The 26,336-nt window shown below is 68.9% G+C and carries 25 protein-coding genes and 4 pseudogenes; 12 read left to right on the top strand and 17 right to left on the bottom strand.

The window, feature by feature from the left end; translation table 11 throughout:
- Positions 1–3: 3 nt before the first annotated feature.
- From INTCA_RS04395 to INTCA_RS04375, 5 genes and pseudogenes are all read left to right on the top strand, one after another.
- Positions 4–735: pseudogene (locus tag INTCA_RS04395) on the top strand (IS1634 family transposase); the annotation flags it as partial.
- 13 nt (positions 736–748) lie between these two features.
- On the top strand, positions 749–2,410 hold the full coding sequence (locus INTCA_RS04390) for a tyrosine-type recombinase/integrase (protein ID WP_083807854.1): 1,662 nt from the start codon (positions 749–751) through the stop codon (positions 2,408–2,410).
- A complete protein-coding gene (locus INTCA_RS04385) occupies positions 2,407–3,333 on the top strand; it encodes a tyrosine-type recombinase/integrase (protein WP_013491721.1) in 927 nt (308 codons plus the stop codon). The genes INTCA_RS04390 and INTCA_RS04385 overlap by 4 nt, the downstream gene beginning before the upstream one ends.
- Positions 3,330–4,319, top strand: a complete 990-nt coding sequence (locus INTCA_RS04380) for a tyrosine-type recombinase/integrase (protein WP_013491720.1) — start codon at positions 3,330–3,332, stop codon at positions 4,317–4,319. Before INTCA_RS04385 ends, INTCA_RS04380 begins: the two co-directional genes overlap by 4 nt.
- A gap of 82 nt (positions 4,320–4,401) precedes the next feature.
- Positions 4,402–4,647, top strand: a pseudogene (locus INTCA_RS04375) (IS1634 family transposase); the annotation flags it as partial.
- A 313-nt stretch (positions 4,648–4,960) separates the two neighbouring features.
- Here INTCA_RS04375 and INTCA_RS04370 read toward each other — a convergent pair.
- Positions 4,961–5,614, bottom strand: coding sequence for a DUF7003 family protein (locus INTCA_RS04370; RefSeq protein WP_013491719.1), 654 nt, complete (start codon positions 5,612–5,614; stop codon positions 4,961–4,963).
- Positions 5,615–5,798: 184 nt separating this feature from the next.
- Here INTCA_RS04370 and pip point away from each other — a divergent pair, with 184 nt between their 5' ends.
- The 4 genes from pip to INTCA_RS04350 all read left to right on the top strand — a co-directional run bounded on the left by pip (position 5,799) and on the right by INTCA_RS04350 (position 7,844).
- Complete coding sequence (gene pip, locus INTCA_RS04365; RefSeq protein ID WP_013491718.1) at positions 5,799–6,770, top strand: prolyl aminopeptidase; 972 nt, start codon at positions 5,799–5,801, stop codon at positions 6,768–6,770.
- A gap of 103 nt (positions 6,771–6,873) precedes the next feature.
- The gene (locus INTCA_RS04360; protein WP_013491717.1) at positions 6,874–7,110 is read left to right on the top strand and encodes a BrnT family toxin; all 237 of its coding nucleotides are present in this window, start codon (positions 6,874–6,876) and stop codon (positions 7,108–7,110) included.
- A gap of 10 nt (positions 7,111–7,120) precedes the next feature.
- Positions 7,121–7,366, top strand: a complete 246-nt coding sequence (locus INTCA_RS04355) for a hypothetical protein (protein WP_013491716.1) — start codon at positions 7,121–7,123, stop codon at positions 7,364–7,366.
- Between the two features lie 70 nt (positions 7,367–7,436).
- Positions 7,437–7,844, top strand: coding sequence for a hypothetical protein (locus tag INTCA_RS04350; RefSeq protein ID WP_041307261.1), 408 nt, complete (start codon positions 7,437–7,439; stop codon positions 7,842–7,844).
- A gap of 225 nt (positions 7,845–8,069) precedes the next feature.
- Here the strand turns inward: INTCA_RS04350 and INTCA_RS04345 are convergent, their stop codons facing one another.
- A complete protein-coding gene (locus INTCA_RS04345) occupies positions 8,070–9,062 on the bottom strand; it encodes an NADP-dependent oxidoreductase (protein WP_013491714.1) in 993 nt (330 codons plus the stop codon).
- Positions 9,059–9,670 (bottom strand): TetR/AcrR family transcriptional regulator, encoded by a 612-nt coding sequence (locus tag INTCA_RS04340; protein WP_013491713.1) that lies wholly within the window; start codon positions 9,668–9,670, stop codon positions 9,059–9,061. The genes INTCA_RS04345 and INTCA_RS04340 overlap by 4 nt, the downstream gene beginning before the upstream one ends.
- A 139-nt stretch (positions 9,671–9,809) precedes the next feature.
- Here INTCA_RS04340 and INTCA_RS04335 point away from each other — a divergent pair.
- A pseudogene (locus tag INTCA_RS04335) lies at positions 9,810–10,664 on the top strand (alpha/beta fold hydrolase).
- Between the two features lie 434 nt (positions 10,665–11,098).
- Here the strand turns inward: INTCA_RS04335 and INTCA_RS04330 are convergent.
- The 7 genes from INTCA_RS04330 to INTCA_RS04300 all read right to left on the bottom strand — a co-directional run bounded on the left by INTCA_RS04330 (position 11,099) and on the right by INTCA_RS04300 (position 18,372).
- Positions 11,099–11,500: a hypothetical protein gene (locus INTCA_RS04330; RefSeq protein WP_013491712.1), complete on the bottom strand. Its 402-nt coding sequence runs from the start codon at positions 11,498–11,500 to the stop codon at positions 11,099–11,101.
- Positions 11,500–12,090 carry a nucleotidyltransferase family protein gene (locus INTCA_RS04325; RefSeq protein ID WP_013491711.1) on the bottom strand — a complete coding sequence of 197 codons (591 nt, stop codon included), beginning with the start codon at positions 12,088–12,090 and terminating at the stop codon, positions 11,500–11,502. The genes INTCA_RS04330 and INTCA_RS04325 overlap by 1 nt, the downstream gene beginning before the upstream one ends.
- A 379-nt stretch (positions 12,091–12,469) precedes the next feature.
- Positions 12,470–13,306 (bottom strand): ATP-binding protein, encoded by an 837-nt coding sequence (locus tag INTCA_RS04320; RefSeq protein WP_013491710.1) that lies wholly within the window; start codon positions 13,304–13,306, stop codon positions 12,470–12,472.
- Positions 13,303–15,045: an IS21 family transposase gene (istA, locus tag INTCA_RS04315; RefSeq protein ID WP_244859868.1), complete on the bottom strand. Its 1,743-nt coding sequence runs from the start codon at positions 15,043–15,045 to the stop codon at positions 13,303–13,305. Before istA ends, INTCA_RS04320 begins: the two co-directional genes overlap by 4 nt.
- A gap of 741 nt (positions 15,046–15,786) precedes the next feature.
- Positions 15,787–17,001: a formaldehyde dehydrogenase, glutathione-independent gene (gene fdhA / locus INTCA_RS04310; protein ID WP_013491708.1), complete on the bottom strand. Its 1,215-nt coding sequence runs from the start codon at positions 16,999–17,001 to the stop codon at positions 15,787–15,789.
- A 72-nt stretch (positions 17,002–17,073) separates the two neighbouring features.
- Entirely contained in the window at positions 17,074–17,832 is a 759-nt protein-coding gene (locus INTCA_RS04305) for an MIP/aquaporin family protein (protein WP_013491707.1), read from the bottom strand.
- 222 nt (positions 17,833–18,054) lie between these two features.
- Entirely contained in the window at positions 18,055–18,372 is a 318-nt protein-coding gene (locus tag INTCA_RS04300; protein ID WP_013491706.1) for a hypothetical protein, read from the bottom strand.
- A gap of 461 nt (positions 18,373–18,833) precedes the next feature.
- On the opposite strand from INTCA_RS04300, the gene INTCA_RS04295 reads away from it, so the two are divergent.
- Together INTCA_RS04295 and INTCA_RS04290 are read left to right on the top strand one after the other, a co-directional pair.
- On the top strand, positions 18,834–19,091 hold the full coding sequence (locus tag INTCA_RS04295) for a type II toxin-antitoxin system Phd/YefM family antitoxin (protein ID WP_013491705.1): 258 nt from the start codon (positions 18,834–18,836) through the stop codon (positions 19,089–19,091).
- A gap of 1 nt (position 19,092) precedes the next feature.
- Complete coding sequence (locus tag INTCA_RS04290; protein WP_013491704.1) at positions 19,093–19,350, top strand: Txe/YoeB family addiction module toxin; 258 nt, start codon at positions 19,093–19,095, stop codon at positions 19,348–19,350.
- Positions 19,351–19,862: 512 nt separating this feature from the next.
- Here INTCA_RS04290 and INTCA_RS04280 read toward each other — a convergent pair.
- The 7 genes and pseudogenes from INTCA_RS04280 to INTCA_RS04250 form a co-directional block, all read right to left on the bottom strand.
- Entirely contained in the window at positions 19,863–20,495 is a 633-nt protein-coding gene (locus INTCA_RS04280) for a 3-oxoacid CoA-transferase subunit B (RefSeq protein ID WP_013491703.1), read from the bottom strand.
- On the bottom strand, positions 20,495–21,190 hold the full coding sequence (locus tag INTCA_RS04275; protein WP_013491702.1) for a 3-oxoacid CoA-transferase subunit A: 696 nt from the start codon (positions 21,188–21,190) through the stop codon (positions 20,495–20,497). Before INTCA_RS04275 ends, INTCA_RS04280 begins: the two co-directional genes overlap by 1 nt.
- 8 nt (positions 21,191–21,198) lie before the next feature.
- A pseudogene (locus tag INTCA_RS04270) lies at positions 21,199–21,552 on the bottom strand (thiolase family protein); the annotation flags it as partial.
- Complete coding sequence (locus INTCA_RS04265; RefSeq protein ID WP_013491700.1) at positions 21,549–23,291, bottom strand: CocE/NonD family hydrolase; 1,743 nt, start codon at positions 23,289–23,291, stop codon at positions 21,549–21,551. The gene INTCA_RS04265 and the pseudogene INTCA_RS04270, both read right to left, overlap by 4 nt.
- A gap of 18 nt (positions 23,292–23,309) precedes the next feature.
- A complete protein-coding gene (locus tag INTCA_RS04260) occupies positions 23,310–24,278 on the bottom strand; it encodes an MBL fold metallo-hydrolase (RefSeq protein ID WP_013491699.1) in 969 nt (322 codons plus the stop codon).
- A 5-nt stretch (positions 24,279–24,283) separates the two neighbouring features.
- Positions 24,284–25,207, bottom strand: coding sequence for an alpha/beta hydrolase (locus tag INTCA_RS04255; protein ID WP_013491698.1), 924 nt, complete (start codon positions 25,205–25,207; stop codon positions 24,284–24,286).
- A 3-nt stretch (positions 25,208–25,210) separates the two neighbouring features.
- Positions 25,211–26,335, bottom strand: a complete 1,125-nt coding sequence (locus tag INTCA_RS04250; RefSeq protein WP_013491697.1) for an FAD-dependent monooxygenase — start codon at positions 26,333–26,335, stop codon at positions 25,211–25,213.
- Position 26,336: the final 1 nt, after the last annotated feature.

Here is a 26,336-nt window from a genome sequence, read left to right as displayed (position 1 = left end):
AGCCAGATTGTGGTGGGGCTGCTGGTCGACCGTCGCGGATTCCCTTTAGAGGTAGGCTGTTTCGAGGGAAACAAGGCAGAGACCGCGACGATCATCCCAGTCATCAAGGCCTTCCAGGCCCGCCACGGCCTGGTCGACATGGTCGTGGTCGCCGACGCCGGGATGCTGTCCGCCTCGAACCTGCGGGAGCTGGACGAGGCCGGCCTGCGCTTCATCGTCGGGTCCCGCGCGGTCAAGGCCCCGCTCGATCTGGCCTCGCACTTCCGCTGGCACGGCGACGCGTTCACCGACGGGCAGATCATCGACACCCTCACCCCGAGGACTGGGCGCAGGAGTGAGAACAACCCGATGGTGCGCGCCGAACCGGTCTGGGACCCCGCCAGCCATCCCGGGTCGTGGCGGGCGATCTGGGCGTACTCGGCCAAGCGCGCGGTCCGCGACGGGCGGACCCTGACCTTGCAGGAGAACCGAGCCAAGGCAGTGGTCGCCGGGGAGAAGGCCGCCCGCACGCCACGGTTCGTCAAGACCAGCAACGGCACCCGCAGCCTGGACGAGGCCGCCCTGGCCCGAGCCCGCCGCCTCGCGGGCTTGAAGGGGTACGTGTCGAACATCAGCGCCGAGGTCATGCCCGCCGGGGAGGTGATCGGGTCCTATCACGACCTGTGGCACGTCGAGCAGTCCTTCCGCATGAGCAAGACCGACCTGAGGGCTCGGCCGATGTCATGCCGACGTCGGCATTAGATCGGTTATGCCGACCTCCGGGTTATGCCGACCACTGGGGTGGGGGTGCAGGTCAGCGGCTCGGGAGGAGCCAGAAGGTCGGCATAGTGATCGGCGGCGTGATGCTCGGGATCTCTACCCCGAGGAGGCGGCCATGGCCGATGTGGATGTCAATCGTGCGGACCCGTTGGAGGCTTGGGCTGAGCCATTGGAGGCTTGGCTGGGCGACTCGCGGATCTCGAAGGATCGGGCGCGCCGTGCGGTGCTGGCGTTCGGCCGGCTCTCGGCCTGGATGACCGGCCGGGGGCTGGGCGCTGAGGATGTCGACGAGGACGTCATCGACGCGTACATCGAGCTCGAGCGGCAGCGATCGGGCAGCACGGTCCCGGCAGCTGCTCAGTATCTGCCGTTGGTCAAGCGGTTCCTGGCCGCCCGGGGCGTGCTGGTGCTGCGGCCACCGGTAAGCCGTGCTCGGCACGGTCGCCCGCGGTTGAGCGGAGGTCCGCTGGATGAGCTCGTCCTGGACCTGGTGGCGTGGTTGCGGGATCAGGGGTACGCGCCCGGCACCGCGACGTCGGTGGCGTGCACGGCGGCACGGTTGAGCAACTGGATGGCCCGGCAGGGCTTGGGCGCTCGGGATCTCGACGACGCGCTGCTGACCCGGTTCGTGGCCTCGCAGGCGAGGGGTCGGCGCCGTCATCCTTCCTCGGTGCGACGGATCGTGACGGTTCGCAAGTTCCTCCTGGCCACCGGCCTGATCACCGCGCCACTGCCACCACCGCCATCCCGCTCGCCGTCGGAGCAGCTGCTGCAGGAGTGGACCGAGCACCTTCGTACCCGGCGCGGCGTCAGCCAAGGGTGGGCGACCGAGGCCCGCCGATTTGCCGCAGGCTTCCTTGCCGAACTACCCGTCGACCCGGACGGGCAGCGGCTGTGGGACGGGGTCGACGCGGCCACGGTGAACCGGTACGTCACCCGGCACGGCGAGGGGTACTCGCTGTCCTCGCGCCGTCATCTGGTCTCGTCGATGCGGGGGCTGCTGGACTGGGCGTTCCTGACCGGCAGGCTGGACCGGGCGATCTCCGCCGGCGTGCTGCGGCCGGCCCCAGCGGTACCGGGCCTGCCACGAGCGCTGAGCGCGGCGCAGGTGCAGGCGCTGATCGCGGCCGCGGACACGAGCACGCCGGCGGGCCGGCGGGACCGGGCGATCGTGGTCCTGATCAGCCGGCTCGCGCTGCGCGCCGGGGAGGTCGCCGCCTTGGCGTTGGACGAGCTGAACTGGCACGCCGGCACGCTGGTGGTCCACGGCAAGGGCGGGCGGGTCCTGACCCTGCCGATCCCGACCGACGTCGGGCAGGCACTGGTCGACTACCTGAGGGACGGACGCCCACCAGGGGCCGTGGACCGGGCCGTGTTCACCCGGCTCCGCCCGCCGCTGGTCGGGCTCAGCAGCAAAGGCATCTCCGGTGTCATCGCACACCTGGCCACCGAAGCGGGCCTGGGCACGGTGCACGCGCATGCCCTGCGGCACACCGCCGCGACCGCGGTGCTCGCCGCCGGCGGCTCGCTGATCGAGGCCCGCGCGCTGCTCGGCCACGCACGCACGGACACCACGATGGTCTACGCCCGGACCGACTTGGCCGCCTTGCGCGACCTGGTCACGTCCTGGGGGAAGGTGCCCGGGCCATGAGCACCCTGCACGAGCACCTGGACGAGTATCTGACGATGCGCCGCGCCTTGGGCTACGACTTGGCCAAGCTCGAGCATCTGGCCGGGCAGTTCTGCGACTGGCTCGCCGCGGCGGGCAAGGAGACGTTCACTACCGCCGACGCCGTCGAATGGGCGCGGCTGCCCGCCGGCGCGGACCCGCGCTGGTGGGGCATGCGGCTGGGATCGGTGCGCACCTTCGCGAAGTACCTGCACGCGACCGGTGTGGACGTGCAGGTCCCACCCGCGGGGATCCTGCCCGCCGGGCCACGACGCGCGGCGCCGTTCATCTACTCCCAATCCGACCTCGACGCGCTCGTGGACGCCTGCGGACAGGTGTTCACACGGCTGCTGCTTGCCGCGACGATGCGCACCGTGATCGGGCTGCTGGCCGCGACCGGGCTGCGGATCGGCGAGGCGCTGCGACTGACCACCGGTGACATCGACACCGTGGCCGGGGTGCTGCTGATCCGGGCGAGCAAACGCAAGGACCGGCTGGTCCCGGTGCACCCCTCCACCGTGGAGGCGCTCTTCGCGTACCGCGACCTGCCCGCGCGGGCCGCCGCCCACCCCGCCACCGGCGGGCCGCTGCTCGTCAGTACCCGTGGCACCGGCTACCAGCTCAGCACCATCGAAGCCCACTTCGCCCGACTCGCTACCGCCGCCGGGCTGCGACCACGCGGAGCCGCCCATCCCCGCCTGCACGACCTGCGGCATACCTTCGCAACAGCTCACATGGCAGCCGCCTACTCCCGCGGCGGCGACCCGCAGCGCACGCTGACATTACTGGCGACGTGGCTGGGGCACACCAGCACCGCGCACACGTACTGGTACCTGTCCGCATCCCCGGAACTGATGGCTCTGGCAGCGACCCGGCTCGAGCAACGGCAGGAGGCGCGGTCATGACTCTCCTGGCGCCCTCTCTGCAGTCCTACTTCACCGGCCACGCCTACGCCCGAAAGGGCCTGTCCCCGAATACGATCGCGGCCTACCGCGACACCTGGCGACTGCTCATCAAGTACCTCACGGCCAGCACCGGCGTCCACGCGGACAAGATCGACCTGGGCATGATCGACGCCGAGGCCATCACCACGTTCCTGGACCATCTCGAAGCCGACCGCGGAAACAGCGCCAGCACCCGCAACGCGCGCCTCACCGCGATCCGCGCGGTGCTGGCCGTGACCCTGCCCGACCATCCCGAGCATGCGGGCACGATCGCCCGAGTGCTGGCCGTCCCGACCAGGCGCGGCACCCCGCGGACGGTGCAGTTCCTCTCCGTCGAAGAGACGCAGGCGCTGCTGGACGCGCCGGATCCGAACACATGGACCGGGCGGCGCGACCGGGCCCTGCTGACCCTGGCGATACAGACTGGGCTGCGAGTCAGCGAGCTCACCGCCCTGACGACCAACGACATCCACACCGGCACCGGCGCGCACGTGACCTGCACCGGCAAGGGACGCAAGTACCGCGCCACCCCGCTGACCAGCATCACCCTGACCGTTCTGACCCCGTATCTGGCCGAGCGGGCCGCCCGGCCCGGCGCCGCGGCATTCCCCGGGCCGCGCGGACAGCACCTGTCCCGCGACGCGCTCGAGCGGCGACTGGCCAAACACGTGTCCACAGCCACAGAACACTGTCCGTCGCTAGGGGGCAAGCACGTCACGATGCACACCCTGCGGCACACCGCGGCGATGCGGCTGCTCCAAGCCGGTGTCGACGTCGCCGTCATCGCCCTTTGGCTCGGCCACGAGAACACTTCCAGCACCGACGTCTATCTCCACGCCGACATGACCATCAAACAGGCCGCGATCGACCGCACCCGAGATCCTCAAGTCACCCCGGGCACCTACACCCCAACGGCTGACGTCCTCGCCTTCCTCACCAGCCTCTGACTATGCCGACCTTCTGGCTCCTCCCGAGCCGCTGACCTGCACGTTCACACCCGGGGTCGGCATAACCGGGAGGTCGGCATAACCGCTGTTCGCCCGGAAGCGCGACGCGATCGAGGCTCACTTGACCATCGTGTTCACCGCGCTGGCCCTGTCCCGGGAGGCCCAAGCCCGCACCGGGCTGAGCATCCGCAGCCTCACCCGGCAGCTGCGCGCCCTTCGCTCAGCGACCATCGCGATCAACGGCACGACGCAAACCTTCCCCCCGGCTATCCCCGCCGATCAGCAGGTCGTCCTCGAGGCGCTCCACGGCCCGAAACTCACGCACTAAGCATTTGAACAAACTCAGGTCAGGACTGAGAGTCTCACGCACAAGTGTCGTTTCTGAGACGAAATCAGTCGTTCGCTCCGCCGAAATTCCGCCGGTTCGCGTGCTCGCAGAGCAGCCGTGACTACCGCTCCACCCCAGAGCGGGTGTCCACCCCAAAGGCCAGCCGACCACTGGCCCCGCGTACTCTGACGGGCGCGAGCCCGACCACGGAGCACACGATTCGCGGCAGGCCCGGTAAACGCCTCACCCTGATGACCGGGCGTCCGCCCGCGGAGCGGCAGATGCGCGCGTCGTCGCGGCCGATCGAGCGGCGTCAGAGAGATCCTGAGTCGGGCCAGTTGGACCAGTACGTGTTTGGTGCCTCGGTCGGGCGATATCGTGCCGGGTCGGCGGTTGCGAGGACCTCGGCCACCTGGCGATAGACCTCGCTCTGACTCGGCTTGGTCTCAAAGAGGTCGGGCTGGTGCCATTCCTCCAGCCTCAGGATCTCCGGAATGTCCGTCGGGATGCGGCGGCGCAGCTCGACATCGTCCGCCAGCAGGAGATGGCGGTGGCTCGGAACGAGTCGGCGGAACATCGCCGACAGCTCTTCGCCGGGTTGGGCGGACAGGCGGATGCGACTTCCTCGTACGACGACGTCCGCTCCGGTGGCCGTTTCGGGCTCATCTTCGTCCTCGACTTCCTCGAAGTTGTCAATGCGCCCAAGGAAGTCCTCGTTGTCGATTCCGGGGTCTCCGCTGGTCAGGCAGTTTCCGTAGGTGTGAAGAACGTCTAGAACATCCCCGCCCCTCGGGTTGTAGCCGACAACCTCCACGACCAGGGCCCAGCGGTCGGGGTCAGAGTGGGCATGGAGTCGGGCATCGATCGCGAAGTAGTAGCCGTGGCCGAGATCGGGGAACGTGAAGTCCTCCGCAGACTTGTCGAGCTGCACTGAGATCCATTCCAGTGACTTGTCCGCGTCAGACATGCGCTGAGCCTTCCACAGCCTCCATGCTCACGGCGGCATGTCCGGATGGCCGCAGCGCACGCTATCTGCGGCTCCGGTAGAGAGGCAAGACCGCACGCTCCCTCCAGCGGAAGGGGTAATCGTCCAGCTGCCCGCGCCGCGGGATCATTGGAGAACGGAACCCTGGAACTGGTTTGCTGGGCAGGTGAACACTGACGAGACGCCTCGGGCACGGGGGATGCTCGACGTCGGTGACGGCAACGAGATCTACTGGGAGGAGTGGGGCTCCCCCGAGGGTGTCCCGGCTGTGTACCTTCACGGCGGCCCCGGGGCTGGCCTTGGCACCAGCAGGTACCGCAACAGATTCGACCTCACCCGAACTCGAGTCGTGAGCTTCGACCAGCGCGGCTGCGGCCGCTCTACTCCCCACGCCTCCGACCGGTCGGTCTCCCTGACCGACAACACGACCGCACAGCTGGTTCGGGACGTAGAACGCCTTCGGGAGCACCTGGGCATCGCCGCCTGGATCGTCAATGGCGTGTCCTGGGGCTCCACACTGGCGCTGGCCTACGCGCAGGCGCACCCCGACCGCGTGCTCGGCATCCTTCTCTTCGCCGTCACCACATCGAGCCGACGAGAGGTGGACTGGATCACCGAAGGTGTCGGCATGGTCTTCCCCGAGGCCTGGGACCGTCTGGCGTCCCACGCCGAACACGCCGGGGTCGGCTACTCGCGCGGCCACGGACGCCTGGTCGAGGCCTACGCCCGCCTGATGGAGGCGGCGGACCCCGCGGCACGCGACGCCGCGTCGCAGGAGTGGGCGTTGTGGGAGGACACCCACATCTCGATCGGCGCCGGAGGCTTCCAACGTGATCCACGCTGGGAGGACCAACGCTTCCGCCACGCCTTCGCCAGGCTCACAGCGCACTACTGGTCGCACGATGGGTTCCTCGATCCGCCGATCCTCGAGCAGATAGACCGTCTGCGGGGCATCCCCGGCGTGCTCCTCCACGGTCGGAGGGACATCTCCTCCCCGGTCCTCACCGCGTGGGAGCTACACCGTCGCTGGCCAGGCTCGAAGCTCATCATCGACGAGGGCGATGGGCACGGCGGCACATCGATGGTCAAGCGTTGGCGCGACGCCAACGACCAGTTCGTGGACCCCGCCAACTCGTAGCGACACGACCGCACATCCGCACGGTCGAATTCACGGTCTGCGGCATGGGCGCGCGTCAAGCAAAGGTTGACGATGGGCGCGATGTCAACGTAAAGTTGACGTCGTGGAGGTTGTGCGCTCGGCGCTAAAGCACGGGATCGACACCGCCGACATCGAGCACGCATGGACCAACGCCATCCGGCTCGTGGAATATGAATACGACGGCGAGGACCGCCTCCTCGTGATCGGCCCTGACCAACACGGCCGAATGCTGGAACTGGTCGCGGTGCCTGCCGGTCAGCCCACCCGCATAATCCACGCCGACAGGCTCCGACCGAAGTTCTTCGACTATCTGAGATGAGGTGAATGACATGGCAAACCTGAAGACCAACCACGACCGCACTGGCTTGGACCACCTCGACCCCTCCACTCACCCGGCGCGCGACGCCGCGTCCTTCCGCCGCATCCTTGCGGCAAAGAACGGTCTCGCGGTCGCGGAGCAGGAGCTGCGCGACGCGGTCCGCGCCGCCCGTCAGGCGGGCGACTCCTGGACCGTCATTGGTGCCGCGCTCGACATCACGCGGCAAGCCGCGCAACAGAGGTTCGGAGAGCACTGACAGCGGCAAAGGCGGACGTCGCCCATGGCATCATTCGGTCGTGGCGCAATCATGGCGAGACGACGTTCCAGTGGCTGTCCAGGACGACATCGAGGAGTGTTTCGGATGCGTCCTTGATCTAGCTGGGCACCTCCTCGGTAAGAACGGCGAGTTCTTCCCAGTCGGTGCGACGCTGGCAGATTCAGGCGGTAGCGCGAACCTATTCGCGAATGGCGATGACGACCTTGGGGAGCGGCCAGAGTCAACGGTCGTGCTTGAACGGCTGTACGCCGCTGCGGCTGGACAGCGAGCGGCGATCGTGGCGGCAGCGTTCGCCTCGGACGTTCGGTTGGCTGGGGGTCAGGACGCAGTGCGTGTTGAGGTCGAGCACCTCGACGGACCGGCCCTAGAGATCGTGGTTCCCTACCGCCGTTCTCGTCTGCGCCGATCGGTGACGTTCGGCGACATGTCGACCGCGACCGGCACCCGGCACATCTGAAACGGGAACTTGCCACTCTCAGCCATAGAAGAACGGCACAGTGGTCAACTCACGGGGCGCGGCAAATCCGGGCGTCGAGGTGAGCTGCCGGCGAAGGCAGCCTAGAGATGCTGCGTACCTGCAGGCGCCTTCGAGGTCGCGCGGACGTGTCTCCTGAGGGATGCGACCGTTCTAACGGCACCGCCATCTGAAGGCTCGCAGTTGGATGCGTGAACCTGGCGGCGGTCAGTGGGTGACGACGACCTTGCCGTGCGCCTTGCCCTGGTCGACGTAGGCGATGGCCTCGAGGGTCTGGTCGAAGGAGAAGGTGCGGTCGAGGACCGGGCGGAGGTCTCCGGCTTCGTAGAGCCGGGCCAGGGTCGCCAGCTGGGTGCCGTCGGCGTGCATGAAGAGGAATGAGTAGCGCACGCCGAGTCGGCGGGCTCTGCGGCGGACCTTGCGGCTGAGGAGCGCCATTACCGGCTTGAACAGGGGCTTGCCGAGCTGGGTGGCGAAGGCGGGGTCGGGTGGGCCGGCCACGCTGATCACCAGGCCGCCGGGCTTGACCACTGTCATCGACTTGTTCAGGCTGTCGGTCCCGAGGGAGTCGAGGACGACGTCGTAGTCGCGGAGCACGTCGGCGAAGTCGGTGGTGGTGAAGTCGACGACCTCGTCGGCGCCGAGGCCGGTGAGCATCTCGACGTCGGTTCCGCGCGCGGTGGTCGCGACGTGCGCGCCGAGGAAGTGGGCGAGCTGGATGACGGTCGACCCGAGGCCGCCGGCTCCGGCGTGCACGAGGACCCGCTGTCCTGGGCGGACCTGAGCGACGTCGACGAGTGCCTGCCAGGCCGCGAGCGCCACGAGTGGGACGGCGGCGGCCTCGGCGAAGGAGAGCGAGGCGGGCTTGAGTGCGATGTCCGCGGCGTCGATGGCGATGGACTGGGCGAAGGTGCCGATGCGGTGGTCGCGGGGCCGGGCCCAGATCTCGTCCCCGACTGTGAAAGAGCGGACGTCGGGGCCGACCTCGGTGACGGTGCCCGCGACGTCGTGGCCAAGGATGAACGGTCGCGGGTAGCTGAGGAGCTGCTTGAACTCCCCATTCCGCACCATCAGGTCGAGTGGGTTGACGCTTGCCGCGCGTACATCGACCAGAACGTCGCGGGGGCCGACCGACGGCGTCGCCACGTCGGCCTCGCGCAGACCGTCGCGCCCGTAGTGGTCGACGACGAAGGCCTTCATGCTGACTCCCTGCCATTGGTGGGGCGCCGGCCGGCGCGCGCCAGCTGCAGGGCGTTGGTGTGGGCAGCGGCCAGCACGCGGTCGGACAGCTCGCCATCCTCAAGGGCGCGCGCCAGCTGCAGGGATCCGACGAGCAGTCCCACCAGAGCGATGGCCCGTTCCTCGGCGGCCGAGGTGTGGTCGTCGCCGTCATCGAGGTGTCGGGCGATGGCAGAGATGACCGAACGGACTCCCGCGGTGTAGGCCTGCCGGGTGGCACTGTCGCAGCGGCCGATCTCGTCCAGGAGTGCCGCGGAGGGGCAGCCGGTGGCCGGGTCGTCGCGGTGAGCGGCGGAGAGGTAGTCGCGGATGAACGCCTCCACCCGGGATCCAGCCGGGAGCGCGTCGAGCCGGGCGACCTGGGCGTCGAGCTGGTCGGTGACGACGGCGGCGACCAAGTCGTCCTTCGACGAGAAGTGACCGTAGAACGCGCCGTTGGTCAGACCGGCGTCGGCCACCAGGGTCGCGATCCCAGAACCGTCGATGCCGTTTCTCTTGAAACGGCGACCCGCCGTCTCGATCATCCGCCGTCTCGTCGCCTGCTTGTGCTCGGCGCCGTACCTCGCCATCTGTTGTCACTCCTTCGCCCTTGCGTCTGCGACCACCATAGCAGTACGGTCGTAATGCAATGACCCGAGGCCGACACCCGGCGTCCGACACCACCTGGGATGGCGCCCCTCCAGCGCGCCGCGGATGAGGACCGAGACCATGACGACGACCCGCGATGGCTCCGATGGGGCACCTCCACTCACCGCCTACCGAGACGCTCCGAACCGGTCGATAGCCGTCGGCGGCGTCACCTACGCCTACCGCGAGCTCGGCCCCGTGGGCCGCGGCGTGCCGGTCGTGTTCTTCGTCCACCTGGCTGCCAACCTCGACAACTGGGACCCACGGATCGTCGATGCGATCGCGCAGTGGCGCCACGTCATCGCGTTCGACAACCGTGGGTCGGCGGGTCGACGGGCACGGTGCCCGACACGGTCGAGGCAATGGCTGCCGATGCCGTCACGTTCATCCGGGCGCTCGGTTACGAGCAGGTCGACATCTTCGCGTTCTCCTTCGGCGGGATGATCGCCCAAGCGCTCGTGCTCGAGCATCCCGACCTGGTCCGCAGGCTCGTGCTCACCGGCACCGGCCCGAAGGGTGGCAAGGATATGGACAAGGTCGCGCGGACGACGTACTACGACATCGTCCGCGCCACGCTGACCCCGCGGACCCGAAGGAGTTCCTGTTCTTCAATCGCAACGCGACCGGCAAGCAGGCGGCCAAAGCCTTCATCCGCCGCCTGGAGGAGCGCACCCCCGACCGCGACCGCGACGTCTCGATCCGTGCCTTCCGCACCCAGCTGAAGGCCATCCGCGCCTACGGTCGGTCGACTCCCGCCGACCTGTCGAGGATCACCCAACCGACGCTCATCGCCAACGGCGACCACGACCGCATGGTGCCCAGCGTCCTGTCCAGGACTCGACGCTGATCATCTACCCCGACTCCGGGCACGGCGGCATTTTCCAGTACCACCACGAGTTCGTACCCGCCGCGGTCAGCTTCCTCGGGGCTGCCTGAGCCAGAAGCGGTTCTGAGTTTCACCCGGCGTCCGGTCCCGCCGGAGTGCTACGGCGTCGACGGTCGCTCGTGCCACGCCGATACGGCGCGGGATCCCCGGCATGTTGAACGTCCGACCATCGGCAGAGTCGGACGACTCCGTCCGTCTCACCGGCGTCCCCGGGGGCCGAGTCAGGCGCCAACCGTTTCCGTATTGGCTTCAGTGGGTGGATCCGGTGCTTTGGGCTCGGTGACGCGAGCCTCGATGTAGCTCTCTGGCGCGGTGACGGTGGCTCCCGACGCCTTCGGCGGGCCACTGCTGTCATCGGCGTAGCCGCGGACGGATGGTCCAGCGAGGGCCCGCCCACGCCCGTGCTCCACGAGCGATCCGAACAGGACGCTGCTCGGCCGATTCTCCCTGCGAACACCGCGGTTCTTGTCGGGTGCGGCAGTGGTCACCTGCCCAGCTTGACGATCTGGACGGCCAAGTCGGCCAAGTCGCGGGCACGCTTGACCAGTACGGTTGCCTTGGCCGCGTCGACCAACTCGGTGCCGTACTCGACGTCGGCCTTGGCCGAGATCAGCTCGCGCAGCGCGCGGACTGCGACGGTCGCGTCCGTCCGCGGTCCCAGCGCCCGGGCAAGTTCCTTGGCAGCTGCGGCGTGGTCCCTGCCCTTGGTGGTGGCGCCGGTGAGGGTGACGACGATGGCGTCCTTGGCGCTGATGCCGGCATGGATCGCGTCTCCCGCCGCGACCGTGTACCGGTGCAGGTCGAGGTTGTCCTCGGCCGAGGCGAGATACTCCTGGGACTTCTTCAAGAAGTTCCTCGCATGGTTGCGCTGCTCCAAACTGGCCATCAGCCCACCCGTCGCTTGACCCGCGGCATGGATCCGACCAAGGGGATCCCGTCAGCGAGGATGTCGACCACAACGGTCTCCCCGGACACGGCCAAGTGCCGAAAACGGTCTGCGGTGAACACCAGGACGTCGCAGTCGTTGCCGAGCCGGGACCGAACCGTCTCCTCCAACTCCACGCGCTGGTCCCATCCGGGCGAGGCGATGACGGCCAGGTCGACGTCGCTCTCGGGCGTCGCCTCACCCCGGGCCACCGACCCGTACAGGATTACAGCCTGGACGTGTGAGTCGATGTGCTCGCCCATCGCCGCGGTCAACGCGGCAATGGGGTCCAGCAGGGCCCGCAACGCCGGCACGGCCACGTGCCCCTCATTGACCGAGTGCAGCACCGCGCGTCCGACCGTGACCGTCTCCACGACCCCGAGCGCGGCCCAGGCTCGCAGGCCCTCCTGCACCGACCATAGGCTGTGCTCATCCTTGAGCAGTCCATGCACCTGCCTGCCGGTCAGCGGCTCGCCCGTCCGCAGCAGGACCGCGAGAACGGCACCGCGCACACCCGGGATGACACCGCCAAATGGTTGTCCGAACAGCATGAATCCATGCTAGCTCATGATTGTTATTCCAGTCATATGACTGTGTAGACGGTCATGCCCGCGATGCCCGGACTGGTGTCTCGGCACTCCGCCCAGATTCCGCCAGAACCGCCAAAGCGCCGTCAACCACACGAAGCCAGCGCACTCCAGTGAAGTCCCCAGCCTCGCCGTACGGCAAGAGGATTCGGCGTTCGCGCAGGTCACGGGCTTGAGCCCGCCGGCGTGGACCTCCTAAAGCGGGTGTCGCAGGTTCGGATCCTGCCGGGGGCACTTGAGCGGTCAGGGCTCTGACCTGCGACGATGCGGTCCATCGGACGGTGTCGCTTGCCAGCGTGATGGGACCACCTCGTTGCCACGAGCATGGGACCACCTGGAGGTGTCAGTGAGCATGCTGGGCCTCGCTTGTTTCGTCAAGGATGACGCGCTGTCGTTGCCGGTGTGAGGGGCCCTCGATGATCAGGTGGTGCGCGCCGGAGGTGAGCCGGTCGATGGCCGACTGGGCGAGCAGGGCGTCGGTGGTCATGGCGAGCCATTCGGACGGCTCCCTGTTGGACACCCAGATGGTGGACTTCTTGCGGTGGCGCTCGACGACGAGCTCGTAGAAGTCGTTGGTCTGGGTCGCGTCCAGGGCGCGGAGTGCGAAGTCATCGACGATGAGCAGGTCCACGGCCGCGAGGCGGCGGACCTCGGCTTCGAGGGTGTGGTCCAGGCGTGCGGCGCGTAGCCGGGTGAAGAGTTTGTCGGCGCGGGCGAACACCACGCTCATCCGGCGCCGGATCGCGGCGTGTCCGAGCGCGGTCGCCAGGTGTGTCTTGCCGGCGCCGACGGGCCCGAGGATCAGGACGCCGGTGCCGGCCTCGGTGAACCGCAGCGAGGTCAGGTCCGACCAGAGGGTGCGGTCGTAGTTGAGGTCGGGGTGTTCGTCCCAGGTCTGGATCCGCATGCTCGGGTCGAGGCCGGCCTTGGCGGCGCGCAGCATCGCGGAGCGGGACTCGCGGCGGGCGACCTCATCAGACAGCAGCAGCTGCAGGAACGCGGCGTGGCCCAGCTTCTGTTGGCGGGCCAGCGCGAGCCGTTCGGGCAGGGTGTCCTTGAGGCCGGACAGTTTCAGGGCGCGCAGGATGCTGCTCAGGTCGGTCCCGACCGGGTCGATGGGCCCGGTGCTCGGGTGGGGGCTCGGGTGGGGGCTCGGGGCGGGCTTGGTGATGGTGCTCATCGGGTGCTCTCCTTCTGAGGGTTCCTGGGGGTGGGAGCGTCCTCGCGCGCGATGGCCTCGCGGGCGCTTCCGGGGATGAGGGACAGCGCGGTGGTCCCATTCGTGGCCGCGTTGACTGGCTCGGTGGCCACGGTGGTCCCATGAATGGCGAGGGCGGTCCCTCGACTGGCCGGGGTTGTCCAGCTATTGGCAGTGCGCGTCGTTCGGCTCATGAATTCGGTTGGCTGGCGGGCGAATCGGGTCGTGGTCGCGGCGGTCGCGGTGGGCAGGGTGGGGGTGGTGTGCTCGGTGGCGCGTTCGAGCATGGAGGCGATCTTGGTGACGGAGATGACGTCGAGCTGCAGCGCTCGGTCGCAGGCTTGCTCGACCGGGTCGGGTCCGTAGCGGCGGACGAGGCCGAGGAGGCGGTACACGGCGCGCATCCGCGTCCAGGGCAGCGGGTCATCCAGGATCCGTTCGGCGTAGATGCCGATGTTCGCCCCGTGCCCGGCGCAGGTGCCGATCAGCCGGGCCAGGTCCCGTAACGCGTACGAGGCCTGGTGCTCGGGCAGGTCGGCCGGGTCGGTGGACCGCCCGCCGGGCCGCTGGCGCGGGTGGGTCTTGACCAGCGCCCCTCGCTGGTACAGCTTGACCAGCTCGCTGTCGGCGCGGACGTCGAGGTGCTGGCCGAGGTACTGCTCGGGCAGCGAGTAGAGCGACTTGGCGACCTCGACGTGGAAGTCGCGGTGCACCTTGACCCGAGCGAAGATCGGCACGTCGTAGGCGTCCGGTGCTGGCAGCAGGACGGGCGCCTCGGCCTGCAGGAACACCTCGATCGGGCGGGCCTGGATGGTGCCGTGGATCCGCATCCCGGCCCGCTGCGCGCACCAGCGGGACGCGGCCACCTGAGCATCGGCGAGGTCGGTGAAGGACTCCCCGGCCCAGAAGTTGCCGCGCACGTACTGCACCGTCCGCTCGACCCGAGGCTTGTCCTTCGGGCGGCGGACCCGCGCGGGGTCGGTGACGAACCCGGCGTGCTGGGCGTAGTCGAGCCAGCCCTGGCTCAGCCGCGGGTTGACCGCGTCCGCGTCGGTGACGACCGGCTTGAGGTTGTCCGGGACGATCACCTTGAACACGCCGCCGAAGAACGCCCAGGCCGCCTCGCAGCCGGCGATCACCGCGGCCAACGTCTGGGCGTGGGTCAGCCAGACGAACATGTGCCGCGAGTAGACCGCGGTGAAGATCAACGCGTGCACCTTCCGGCGCCGCCCGTCCTGGTCGGTCAGGTAGCCCATCTGACCGAAGTCGACCTGCAGCTCGGCGCCCGGCTCGCCGTCGTTGACGCGCACCGTGCTCTCCTTGGCGCGGTAGCCGCATCGCTCGGTCGCGAACCGGTGCAGCGTCCGGTACGGCACGACCGTGCCTTGCCGGGCGAGCAGCTCCTCGATCTTCACGATCGACAAAGGCTTGGCGTCCTTGCCGTCGCCGGCCACCCAGGCCCGGATCTGCTCCTCATGCGCGAGGAGGGCCTCCCACGCCCGGCCGTGCCCGTTCGGGCGGACCGGGCGGACCGCGACCACGACCTGACCGACCAGCCCGTCATCGAGCGCGTCCCAGCCCGCCGCCGGGTCCAGCCCGGCCTCCTGCGCGGCCTGCACGTACCGGCGCGCCGTCTTGCGGTCGACCCCGGCCCGCTCGGCGACGGTGCGTAGCCCGGCCCCGTCGAGCCAGCCCCGCAACACTTCCCTGACCTCACTCACGCTGACCTCCCGGAATCCCATGCCCGCTGACCTCCACGTCGACGACGCTGACGAGGCGATCAAACGAGCCGGCCGAGGACCCACCGGCGAGGCGCGCCGGGTGGTCCCATGACTGGCAATCCAGGTGGTCCCATGAACCTGGCAAAAGACCGCTCAGAGCGGTCCCATGCTCATGGCAGGCGACAGACGGCTCATCTCATGCCGCCGCGGCGATTTTGGGACGGAAAGGGTCATATGTTCCGTGGATATTCCGCGGACTTTCGTGCTCAGAGGTCGGCCGTGACTACCGCTTCACCCCAGAGCGGGTGTCCACCGCGAGACAGCTGACCGTCGAGACGTTTGCGACCTCAATCCTGCGGGAACGCGCGCACCGGACCCGCCCACCGGACCCCGCGCCCCGGCCACCGGACCCGCCGGCCGAGCGGCGCCACTCGACCAGATGCGAGGTGTACAGGGCCTCCCGCCGCAGAATCGCGACCCGCTCGCCTCGCTCGGCGGCGTCGTACTCCGCGAGGATCCGGTCCTTCTACTCCTGGGTGAACCGGCCCGCTTCGGCCGGTCCGCTCGTGCTGCCACACCCACATCATCAACCGTGGGCAGGTCCGCCATCCTCATCGTCATCATGCTCAACCAAACTCGCCCCGTGCAGAGGGAAGGAAATCACCGACCCGTCTCACCCGATCCTGACGCACAGGGAGGCGCCGCTCACGCGCAAGAGCGTGACCGGCGCCTCGGCCGCGGTCAGGCGCTGACCATCCCGTGGGGGTCGATCACGTACTTCTTCGCCGCACCCTTGTCGAACTCCTGGTAGCCCTGCGGGGCCTCGTCGAGGCTGATCCTGGTCGCGTTGACCGCCTTCGCGATGTGGGCCTTGTCGGCCAGGATCATGTTCATCAGCTGCCGGTTGTAGCGCTTCACCGGGCACTGCCCCGTGGTGAAGGAGTGCGACTTAGCCCAGCCGAGTCCGAGCCGGACACCGATCTGGCCGATCTTGGCGCTCTCGTCGACGCCGCCCGGGTCACCGGTCACGTACAGCCCCGGGACGCCCAGCGACGCACCCGCTCGCGCGACGGTCATCATGTCGTTGAGAACGGTCGCCGGCGCCTCGCCTGCTCCGGCACCGTGGCCGCGGGCCTCGAAGCCGACTGCGTCGACCGCCGCGTCGACCTCTGGCTCGCCGAGGATCTGCTCGATCATGTCGGGCAGCTCGTTGCCCGTGCTGAGGTCCACCGTCGCGCACCCGAAGGACTCAGCCTGGCGCAGCCGCTCGGCGTTCATGTCGCCAACGATGACGGTGGCGGCCCCGAGGAGCTGTGCTGAGTAGGCGGCGGCCAGTCCGACCGGGCCGGCGCCCGCGACGTAGACGGTCGATCCCGTGGTGACCCCGGCTGTGTACGCGCCGTGGTAGCCCGTCGGGAAGATGTCGGAGAGCATCGTCAGGTCGAGGATCTTCGCCAGCGCCTGGTCCCGGTCGGGGAACTTCAACAGGTTGAAGTCGGCGAATGGCACCATGACGTACTCCGCCTGGCCGCCCAGCCAGCCACCCATGTCGACGTACCCGTAAGCCGCCCCGGCTCGCGCAGGGTTCACGTTGAGGCAGATGCCCGTCTTGCCCTCGTTGCACATCCGGCACCGCCCGCACGCGATGTTGAACGGCACCGAGCAGATGTCCCCCTCCTTCACGAACAGGACGTCCTCGCCGACCTCGACGACCTCACCGGTGATCTCGTGGCCCAGGGTCTGGCCGACGGGCGCCGTGGTGCGTCCACGCACCATGTGCTGGTCGCTGCCGCAGATGTTGGTGGTGACCAGCTTGAGGATCGCGGCGTGCGGAGCCTTCTTCTTGATTCCGAGGCCATTGACCACATCCTCGGGAAGCTCGAGCTTCGGGTAGTCGACCGACTCGATGCTCACCTCGCCCGGACCCTTGTAGACGACGACACGGTTACCCGCCATGGCGTTTCCCTTCTCTGGGTTGTTGGATCTTCCTTCTTTACCGCTTCGGAGCGGAGGGGAGGCACCTGACGTTCAGCCGTCCTCACCGGGAGCCGGGGTGAACGACTCCTCCTCGGCTGGTCGTGCACCGGTCCGCGTCTGGGCGATGAAGTCGTAGACGAGCGCGGCCGCGACGGCACCCACCACGGGCCCGATCAGGTAGACCCCGAAGTCGGACCAGGGTATGTCGCCCCCGAAGATGGTCACGCCGAGATACGGCCCGAAGGTGCGTGCCGGGTTCAAGGAGCCACCCGTCTGCGGTGCGATCAGCAAGATCGCGGCAGCGACCGCAAGTCCGATCATCAGACCCGCCCAGCCGAGGGGGGCGCGTGAGTCCACGGCGAGGGCCATCACTGCGTAGAGGAGCACGAAGGTGCCGAGAATCTCGGCGACGATGCCCTGCCAGTACGGCACACCGTCAGCCAGCGTGGTGGCACCCAGCCCGAGGTCCGCGGCGTCCGTGCCGAAGACGGCGACGATCAGCAGCGCTCCCACGATGCCGCCGACCACCTGCGCCAGCACGTAGGGGAGCACCTCCGCCCACGGGAACCTGCGGGTCACGGCCAGCGAGATCGTGACCGCCGGGTTGATGTGCGCGCCCGAGACGGGGCCGAAGCCGTAGATCACGACCGCCACGATGATGGCGAAGGCGAGGGAGATGAAACCGAGCCCCGCGTAGCCGACCTCGCCGTCCACGGTGAGCGTGGCGACCACTGACCCTGCCCCGACGAGGACCAGCATCGCGGTGCCGACCGACTCCGCCAGGAGTCGGTGGAGCAGGGTGGATGTCATGATCGAAACCCTCCCCCGAGGGCGACCCTGCGGGGACGTCCCCGGCGACTCAACTGCCGTGACCGCGGTCACGGTCACCTCAGGCACGTTAGACCTCAGGCGCGGCGCCCCGCAAGGAGGTGCCTCTCGCCGTCGGCAGGCCGACCCGATCACCAGCAAGGCGGCCCCGGTAGGAGCGCCACGCCCCAGTGTGGACGTGTGCGCTCGCAGTGGACGCCCTGCCTAGGGGCAGGTTCCGCTATACCCGCCCGGTGTTTGGATCGAGCTTATCCTGCTGCCCTTCACCGTGACCGTGAGTGGCCCCGCCCCGGTTGCGACCGTCCCCGCGAAGGTCGCCTTCGCGTCCTCCGTGCGCGTCAGTATCGTCGTGTGCGCGACGTGCGGCTCCCCGTCGACGTAGATGACGAAGCGTGCCGTGCCGGTGGTGTCGTGGACGTTGATCCACCACGTCCCGATCGCGTAATGCGCGCCCGCGTTGGTGCTGCAGCCCGAATACCCGATCTTTCCGGTGAAGTCCCCGCTGATTTGATGCCGTGTCAAGGGCCATCAGGTTCTGCCCTCGGGGGCCGGGAAGAGCAGGTCGTCGGGTTCCCGGTCCGCTGCCCAGGACTCGATTACCGCCCGAACACTCAGCCGGAAACCGGCGCGACCCGAAGCCTTCTCCCACGGTCATCCTGCGACCACCACCCGTAAGGGGAGGCCCTTCAACTCATACAAGCAGCATTGTCGCGGCCAGTGGTGGGACGGTCGGCGCTGTCCCACCCGGTTCTGCTGGTCGTGGTGTTGGTGGTGCCGGCGGCGTCGCAGTCGCCGTCCGGGTGGACGGTCGAGGCCAGGGCGGTGCGGCGGCCCGACCGGGTCGTAGCGGTACTCGCGGGCGTGGCTGGAGGCCTGACCGACTGCGTCGGCGGTCCAGGCCTGCACGTCGTCGATGGTGGACGCCGGTGCCGTCGTCGTGGCGCCGCTTTCAGGACGTACAGTTTCCTGTACAGGAGGCGATGATGAAGACGATGAGTTACACCGAATCCCGGGCTCGCTACGCCGAGGTACTCGACGGGGTTGCCAACGACCGTGAGGAGGTCGTCATCACCCGGGCGGGACATGAGCCCGTAGTCATCGTCTCCCTCGAGGACTACGAGTCCCTCCGGGAGACGGCCTACCTGATGCGTTCACCCGCCAATGCCCGACGCCTCCTCGACGCCATGGAGCGTCTGGAGGCCGATCGCAGTAAAGGTCATGACCTGATCGAGACCGACTGACGTGCTGCTCGTCTGGGACGAGAACGCGTGGGAGGACTATCTCTGGTGGCAAGCGCAAGACCGCAGGGTCCTGAAGAGAATCAAGGTGCTGCTCGCTGACATCCAACGCAACGGCAACGAGGGCATCGGCAAGCCGGAAGCGCTCAAGCATGACTTCGCGGGCTACTGGTCCAGACGCATCACCGATGAGCACCGCCTCGTGTACAAAGTCGTCGACGACGAGGTCCGGACCGCTGCCTGTCGCTACCACTACGGATAGAGCGACGCCGTGCGGGTCGACATGCCCGTGCGACAGCAGGGTGGAGCGGTTGATCGCAACCGTAGCTTTGGTGTCGCCGTCGAACCGGGCCGGGTCGTCGATCATGCCTGACGCCAAACACTGGCCGCGCCGAGCCCAGCAGGGCGCCGCCGATCGGCTCGACTGGGACGCCGTGCTCTCCGCCCACAACGCGGTGCGGCCGGAGCACTGCCACCGCCTGTTGACCACCGCCCGCGCTTGGGGCGAGTTCTGGCACCTCGGGGACGATGCCCGCCTGTGGCGCAACGACGTCCGGCGCGCCCGCCCCGTCGAGGACTACAGCTACGTCGACTGGCTCTACGGGCCGAGCGCCATCCGCCGGAGGTTGAGGCGGAGCTGTTCGGGCCGCACTCCCAGCGCCAGACGGCCCCCGCGTCGGCCTGAGAACCCGTCCGTCGGTGGGGCGGGTTGCAGACGGGAGCCGGCCCAGCGGCATACGGACATCGGTGTATGCCGCTGGGCCGGCCTCGCGGTCAGCCCTCGCTGAGTGCCACGTCGAGGCGCTCGCGGAGCTCCGCGACCGTGATCCCGAACGTCTCCCGGACGACAGCCCCGTGTGGTCCCACGTCGAAGACGGCATGGTCGGTGTAGACCCGGCTGACACACGCGAGACCCGTCAGCGGGAGGGTGCACTCCGGCACCAGCTTGGGGCGGTTCCCCTTGTCGAAGAGGGTCATCATGACGAAGACCTGCCGCGCGCCGATCGCGAGGTCCATCGCGCCTCCCACGGCGGGGATGGCGTCAGGTGCACCCGTGTGCCAGTTCGCCAGGTCGCCGGCCGTCGAGACCTGGAATGCTCCGAGCACGCACACGTCGAGGTGGCCGCCCCGCATCATCATGAAGGAGTCGGCGTGGTGGAAATAGGACGCCCCGGGGAGCTCGGTCACGGGGACCTTGCCCGCGTTCGTGAGGTCCGGGTCCACCTCGTCGCCGACCGCGGCCGGGCCCATGTTGAGCATCCCGTTCTCCGTGTGGAGGACGATCCCGGCCTCCCGCGCCAGGTGCTCGGCGACCTTGGTGGGCTGCCCGATTCCGAGGTTGACGTAGGAGTGGGCCGGGATGTCGCGGGCGACGACGGCGGCGAGCTCGTCGGGGTTCAGCGCCATCAGCGCGCTCCTTGCACGGTGTAGCGACGGGCGGGGACGCGGACGACGCGGTCGACGAAGATGCTCGACGTCACCACTGCCTCGGGGTCGAGGTCGCCGGTCGGGACGATCTCGTGGACCTGCACGATCGTCGTGGCTGCCGCGGTGGCCATGACGGGCCCGAAGTTGCGGGCCGTCTTGCGGTAGACGAGGTTGCCCATGCGGTCGGCGCGGTGCGCGCCGACCAGGGCCACGTCTCCGCGGATCGGGTACTCGAGCACGTAGTCGCGGCCGTCGATGGTGCGCGTCTCCTTGCCCTCCGCGAGCACGGTGCCCACGGCAGTGGGGCTGTAGAAGGCGCCGATACCTGCCCCTGCCGCTCGCATCCGCTCGGCGAGGTTGCCCTGCGGGACAACCTCGAGCTCGAGCTCGCCGCGACGGTAGAGGTCGTCGAAGACGTAGGAGTCGGACTGGCGCGGGAAGGAGCAGACGACCTTGCGGACGCGGCCGGCCTTGAGGAGGGCAGCGAGGCCGACCTCGCCGTTGCCGGCGTTGTTGCTGACGATCGTGAGGTCGGTCGCGCCCTGCCGGATGAGGCCGTCGATGAGGTCGAAGGGCATGCCGGCCAGGCCGAAACCGCCGACCAGGATCGTGCTCCCGTCCTCGATGCCGGCGACGGCCTCGTCGACGCTCTCGAGGATCGCGGTGCGGCTCATCCGGCCACCTCGACGCCGCCGACGAGCACGATGTCGGCGTCACCCGTCTCGATCGTGCGCGAGCCGGCCATCGCAGCGTCCAGGCTCGAGCCGCAGAGCCGGTTGATCGTCGTCCCGGGGACGGAGGTCGGCAGCCCGGCCAGCAGCGCCGCCATCCGTCCGACGTTCCGGTTCTCCTCCCCCGCGCCGTTCGCGTTGCCCCAGACCACCTCGTCCACGGCCGACGGTTCCAGGCCGGGGGCCTTGGCGAGCAGCGACTGGATCACGGCGGCGGCGAGGTCGTCGGGTCGGGCCCCGCCGAGGCCGCCGTTGAAGCGGCCGAACGGCGTCCGGACGGCGGCGTAGACGAACGCGTCGGTCACCGCTCGTCCTCCGCGGACGGCGGCGCCTGGCGCGTGAACGGCAGCACGAGTCGCGACGGGTGCACCGCGTCGCGGTAGATCTTGTGGGTGACCGGGCGACCGACCGGCAGGTGGAACGCGTCGGGCGGCAGGAGCGCATTGTGGGCGTCGGTCAGCGGCTCGTCGTTGGACAGCTCCACGACCATCCGGTGGCCGGGCAGGAACGTTGCGGCGAAGGGGTAGAGGCGCAGCACGTACTCCTCGATCACCCCCGGCTCGACAGGCACGGCCCGGGTGTGCGGGTGGTAGGGGTTGCCCTCGGTGCTGCGCTCGTCGAGCTCGCGGTGCGAGGCCTTGAGGAAGCCGGTCGTGACGAGCTGACGTGTGCCGCCGGGGGCTTCGTCCCAGACACGCAGGATGAGATTCGTGTCGGGCTGGTCGATCTCGACGAACAGGTGTGCGGCGCCAGTGCCGATCATCTCGGTCGGCTCCTCGAAGGGCGCCGTGCTCCAGTCGATGATCTCGACCTTGTCGGTGACCGTGAGGGGCGCCTGGTAGAACCCGTCGGGCGCGGCATGCTCGGCGCCCATCGGCTCGGGCTCGAGCGAGAGCTTGCGACGCGGACGCAGGTAGACGGGCCGGTGGTCGATGCCCTTGGGTGGCCACTCCTCGGCCGTGAAGACCTCGCGCGAGCCCTCGACGAAGACGCTCACGGCAGGCTCGTCCATGATCCCGTTGTCGATGCCCTTGAGCCAGTAGTCGTACCAGCGGAACATCTTGTCGTGCTCCTCGATCCACGGGCGCGACTGCATCGGTGGGTAGGAGCCGATGTCGAGCCGCTTCGGACCCTTGAGGACCTCGAAGAGCTCGATGTGACCGTCGACGGTCCAGCCGCGGCCCTGGTCGATCTGGAGGTAGACCGGGATGTCGATGTTCCTCGCGAGGTTGATCGGGTTGCGCTCCTCGTACCACTCCCCGTCGAGCTCGTTCATGACGATGTCGAACCACGCCTCGTGATGCTTCGGGTAGTGCAGCACGTGGACGAGGTTCGGCCAGGCGGCGACGTCGGGGTCCTTGAGTCGCTCGGCGACGCGCTGCTTGATCTGCTCCGGCGAGTAGGTCTCGAGCATGCGTGACTTCGTGCGGTCGGTGAAGGCCCAGCCGGAGTCCCCGCCACGGCCCTCCCGGGCGGCCCGCGGCATGAACCACATGATGCCGCCGTGGTAGGTCGTCTCGTAGAAGTCGTAATGGCCGCCGGAGATGAACACGGCCTTGAGGTGTGGCGGGCGCTCCGCGGCGGCGAAGATCTGCATGGATCCGAAGTAGGAGATGCCGATCATCCCGACGTTGCCGTCGCACCACGGCTGCTCGGCGACCCACTCGATGAAGTCGTAGGCGTCCTGGCCGAGCGACACCCCGCCCGCGTTGTAGTTCCCGATGTGCTCCCCCTCGGAGTCGCCGGAGCCGCGCAGGTCGCCGATCACGTGGACGTAGTCCTCGGCGACGACGCGAGCAATGTCGCCGGCCTCGATGCAGCCATCCCACATCGGCGAGGGACGGCGCTGCGGCGGCGTGGTGAGCGCGAGCGCCTGCAGTTCCTTGCCATAGGGGCTCAGCGCGACGAGCGCCGGGCGCGGCCTGTTCTCGGTGCCGCGGTAGACGTCAGCGGCCAGCGTGACACCGTCGCGCATCGGGACCCGGAGATCCTTGTGAACGACGATGTCCTGCAGTCCTGCCCGGATGGTCTGGACGTCAGCCATGGCTGCGTTGCTCCTCTGTCACTGGGTCTCGGTGTGGCCTGTGGTCTCGCGGGGTTCGTTCTCGTACTGCGTGCGGTAGCCGTGCATCGACGTGAAGAACGGTGCCGGCTCGAGGGTCGGGTCGTTCTCGTAGCCGACCTGCGCGGCGACGGGTGCGAATGGGGAGTAGGGAGAGGCCGTCTCGCGCAGTCCCGCGCAGAGGCTGTCGTGCGCTGCGGCGGCGACGCGCCCCTCGATCTCGAGGCTCTCGCGGAGGGCCTCGGCGGCCTGTGCTGCGTCGAGCTCCACGCCGTATGCCGTCCCGTCGGCTCTGCGGTAGGGGTGGCCGAGGTAGAGGCGCCTGGGTCGGACCTCGTCCCGGAGGTACTCGAGGCTCGTGCGGTAGGCCGTCGGGTGCTCGAAGCCGGGGAAGCCGTTGGCGGCCCCGTGGACCTGGACGGCGTCACCGACGAAGACCGATCGCTGCCCGTCGACGACGTAGGCGACCGATCCGGCCGTGTGGCCGGGGATCGAGTGGACGGAGACGGTGACCCCGCCGCCGAGGGAGAGGACCTCGCCGCCCCTGACGAGCGTGGTCGGCTCCAGTTCACCGGAGATGACCGCGTTCGCTGCGGCCGTCACCTTCGCCTCGCCGTCAGGATCGTGGAGGTAACGGCCCCGGCCGGCGAGGTACTCGTCGACGTGCGCGCGTCGCGAGCGGAGCATGGGTGCGTCGGCCTCGTGGATGACGACCTGCGCGCGCCGACCGGTCATCTCCCACAGGGCGTGCGCCCCGCCCACGTGGTCGATGTGGCCGTGCGTCAGCAGGATCCAGCGGACGTCCTCGATGCGCCGGCCGATGGCCTCCAGCGCGGGGGCCATGCCCTCGGCCGGTGAGGACGCGATGCCCGTGTCGACGATGGCCGGCTCGGGGGCGTCGAGGTAGAAGCTGTAGAGCCCGAACCGGCCCCACGGCGAGACCAGTGGGTGGATCGCCACCTCGGCCATCCTGTTCACCGCCTGCCCAGGAAGGCCGCGGTCTCCTCGAAGACATGGTGGTACTCCGGGATCCACGAGAAGTGCTGGACGAAGCCGTGACCGGCTCCGGCATACCGGCTGACCCGTGCATCGACGCCAGCGTCCCGCAACCGAGCGGCATACAGCTCACCCTCGTCGCGCAACGGGTCGAACTCGCCGGTGACGACGAGCGCCTTCGGCAGCCCGGTGAGGTTCGCGCGCTTGATCGGGGAGACCCGGGGGTCCGCGGGGTCGGCGCCGCTCTCCAGGTAGAAGGCGTTGAACGGCTTGAGGGCGGCGGTCTCGAGGCCGTGGCCGATCGCGTTCTCCCGCAGCGAGGCGTAGCGGTCCTCGTCGAAGTCGAGGTCCAGCGACGGGTAGTAGAGGACCTGGTGCGTGATCCGGTCGAACCCGTCGTCGTGCGCCAGCGCGGCCACGGCGGCCGCGAAGGTCCCTCCCGAGCTGTCACCGGCGATCGCCAGCGTCTCGCCGTCCCAGCCGAGGCTCTGGCCGTGCTCGGCGACCCAGCGGACGACCCCGTAGCAGTCGTCGAGGCCCGCAGGGAAGGCCGCCTCGGGCGCCCGCCGGTAGTCGACCGAGACGACCTTGAGCCCGGTCTCCTTCGCCAGGGACCGTGCGACGTGGTCGTGCGTGTCGAGGCTGCCGAGGAAGAACGCCCCGCCGTGGAAGTAGACGAGCACGCCGTATGCCGTTGAGTCCGTCGGGGTGTAGACCCGAACGGTGACGTCGCCGACGAGGGTTTGCGCGGTCACGTCCTCGACCGACGGGAGTGGAAGGCGCTCCTCGGGGGGAGGGACGATCGCCTCCTCGCCGGCGCGCATCGCGACCGGGTCGAGTGGACCCGGCGGCGGCGCCGGGAGGCTCGCGAGGACCTTGGCGATCTCGGGATGCAGCGGCATGGTTCAGCTCTGCGGCTGCTGGGCCGCGGGCTTCTGGCCGGGGAAGACGTCGTTGATCTCGTCCTCGCTCCAGCCCTGGCGGGAGATGCGCTGCAGCTCGTCGGTGACCGGCTTGCGCGTCGCCTGGTAGAGGGCGAGCGCCTCCTTGACGGAGGCCGCCTCACGCAGGGCGTCGGCGAGACCGCCGGCGTCGAGGATCGCAGAGTTGGCGCCCTGGCCCTGGTGGTGGCACATCGAGTGGGCGGCGTCGCCGAGCAGCGCGACGGAGTCGGAGTGCCATGTGTCGACCGGGTCGATGTCATAGACGGCGCGGACGTTGACCTTGGACATGTCGAGGTCGCCCGCCGTCGCGACGATCCGCTCGTCGAAGCCCTCCACCATCGCCATCAGGTCATCCTTGGACGGCTGGGGCGACCAGCTGCTGTCGGTGCGCAGCGCAGTCACGTCGAAGGACATCTGGCCGCGGTGGCGCAGCGGTAGGACGTACACCTTCGTGCCGCGCCCGACATACATCCGCAGGTTGTCGTCGACGACCAGGCCGTGGGCGTCGTCGACGTCGACGACCGCGCGGTAGGCGTGCTCGCCCGCGAACACCGGCTGCTGGTTGCTGAAGAGCTGCTCGCGGACCGTCGACTTGATGCCGTCGGCGCCGACGATGAGGTCGGCCTCGATGGTCACGCCGTTGGCGAAGGTCGCGACGGCCCGGTCGCCCCTGTCCTCGATGCGCGCGAGCTTGTGGCCGAGGTGGACCATCCCCTCGGGGAGCACGCCCACGAGGGCCTCGATGAAGTCGCCGCGGTGGATGAGGTGGGTGTGCGTCTTGACGGCGTACTCCTCCATGCCCGGCCACTCGTCCTTCATGATCGGGTGGCCGGTCGCGCTGAGGATCTCGAAATAGTCGCTCGCCGAGCTGACCTTGGCGATGGCGTCGAAGATGCCCCACTGGCGGAACTGGTCCATCGAGGAGGGACGCAGGCCGATGCCGGCGCCGACCTCGCGGATCTGGCTCGCCTGCTCGTAGACGTTGACCTTCGCGCCCAGCAGGGAGAGGGCCTTGGCCGCTGCTGCGCCGCCGTAGCCGGCGCCGATGACGGCGATGGTGAGGTTCTTGAGGTCTGAGGAGTGCATG

Source organism: Intrasporangium calvum DSM 43043, assembly GCF_000184685.1.
GTDB lineage: Bacteria > Actinomycetota > Actinomycetes > Actinomycetales > Dermatophilaceae > Intrasporangium > Intrasporangium calvum.
The sequence above is the reverse complement of the archived record's forward strand: the minus strand, read 5'-3'. Positions and strand labels throughout refer to the sequence as shown.

What these genes read in the sequence shown, in the direction of transcription:
- INTCA_RS04390 (WP_083807854.1), top strand. Translation starts at nt 749, where the DNA reads ATGCCGACCTCCGGGTTATGCCGACCACTGGGGTGGGGGTGCAGGTCA.
- INTCA_RS04385 (WP_013491721.1), top strand. Translation starts at nt 2,407, where the DNA reads ATGAGCACCCTGCACGAGCACCTGGACGAGTATCTGACGATGCGCCGC.
- INTCA_RS04380 (WP_013491720.1), top strand. Translation starts at nt 3,330, where the DNA reads ATGACTCTCCTGGCGCCCTCTCTGCAGTCCTACTTCACCGGCCACGCC.
- INTCA_RS04370 (WP_013491719.1), bottom strand. Translation starts at nt 5,614, where the DNA reads ATGTCTGACGCGGACAAGTCACTGGAATGGATCTCAGTGCAGCTCGAC.
- INTCA_RS04355 (WP_013491716.1), top strand. Translation starts at nt 7,121, where the DNA reads ATGGCAAACCTGAAGACCAACCACGACCGCACTGGCTTGGACCACCTC.
- INTCA_RS04345 (WP_013491714.1), bottom strand. Translation starts at nt 9,062, where the DNA reads ATGAAGGCCTTCGTCGTCGACCACTACGGGCGCGACGGTCTGCGCGAG.
- INTCA_RS04340 (WP_013491713.1), bottom strand. Translation starts at nt 9,670, where the DNA reads ATGGCGAGGTACGGCGCCGAGCACAAGCAGGCGACGAGACGGCGGATG.
- INTCA_RS04330 (WP_013491712.1), bottom strand. Translation starts at nt 11,500, where the DNA reads ATGGCCAGTTTGGAGCAGCGCAACCATGCGAGGAACTTCTTGAAGAAG.
- INTCA_RS04325 (WP_013491711.1), bottom strand. Translation starts at nt 12,090, where the DNA reads ATGCTGTTCGGACAACCATTTGGCGGTGTCATCCCGGGTGTGCGCGGT.
- INTCA_RS04320 (WP_013491710.1), bottom strand. Translation starts at nt 13,306, where the DNA reads ATGAGCACCATCACCAAGCCCGCCCCGAGCCCCCACCCGAGCCCCCAC.
- fdhA (WP_013491708.1), bottom strand. Translation starts at nt 17,001, where the DNA reads ATGGCGGGTAACCGTGTCGTCGTCTACAAGGGTCCGGGCGAGGTGAGC.
- INTCA_RS04305 (WP_013491707.1), bottom strand. Translation starts at nt 17,832, where the DNA reads ATGACATCCACCCTGCTCCACCGACTCCTGGCGGAGTCGGTCGGCACC.
- INTCA_RS04295 (WP_013491705.1), top strand. Translation starts at nt 18,834, where the DNA reads ATGAAGACGATGAGTTACACCGAATCCCGGGCTCGCTACGCCGAGGTA.
- INTCA_RS04280 (WP_013491703.1), bottom strand. Translation starts at nt 20,495, where the DNA reads ATGGCGCTGAACCCCGACGAGCTCGCCGCCGTCGTCGCCCGCGACATC.
- INTCA_RS04275 (WP_013491702.1), bottom strand. Translation starts at nt 21,190, where the DNA reads ATGAGCCGCACCGCGATCCTCGAGAGCGTCGACGAGGCCGTCGCCGGC.
- INTCA_RS04265 (WP_013491700.1), bottom strand. Translation starts at nt 23,291, where the DNA reads ATGGCTGACGTCCAGACCATCCGGGCAGGACTGCAGGACATCGTCGTT.
- INTCA_RS04260 (WP_013491699.1), bottom strand. Translation starts at nt 24,278, where the DNA reads ATGGCCGAGGTGGCGATCCACCCACTGGTCTCGCCGTGGGGCCGGTTC.
- INTCA_RS04255 (WP_013491698.1), bottom strand. Translation starts at nt 25,207, where the DNA reads ATGCCGCTGCATCCCGAGATCGCCAAGGTCCTCGCGAGCCTCCCGGCG.
- INTCA_RS04250 (WP_013491697.1), bottom strand. Translation starts at nt 26,335, where the DNA reads ATGCACTCCTCAGACCTCAAGAACCTCACCATCGCCGTCATCGGCGCC.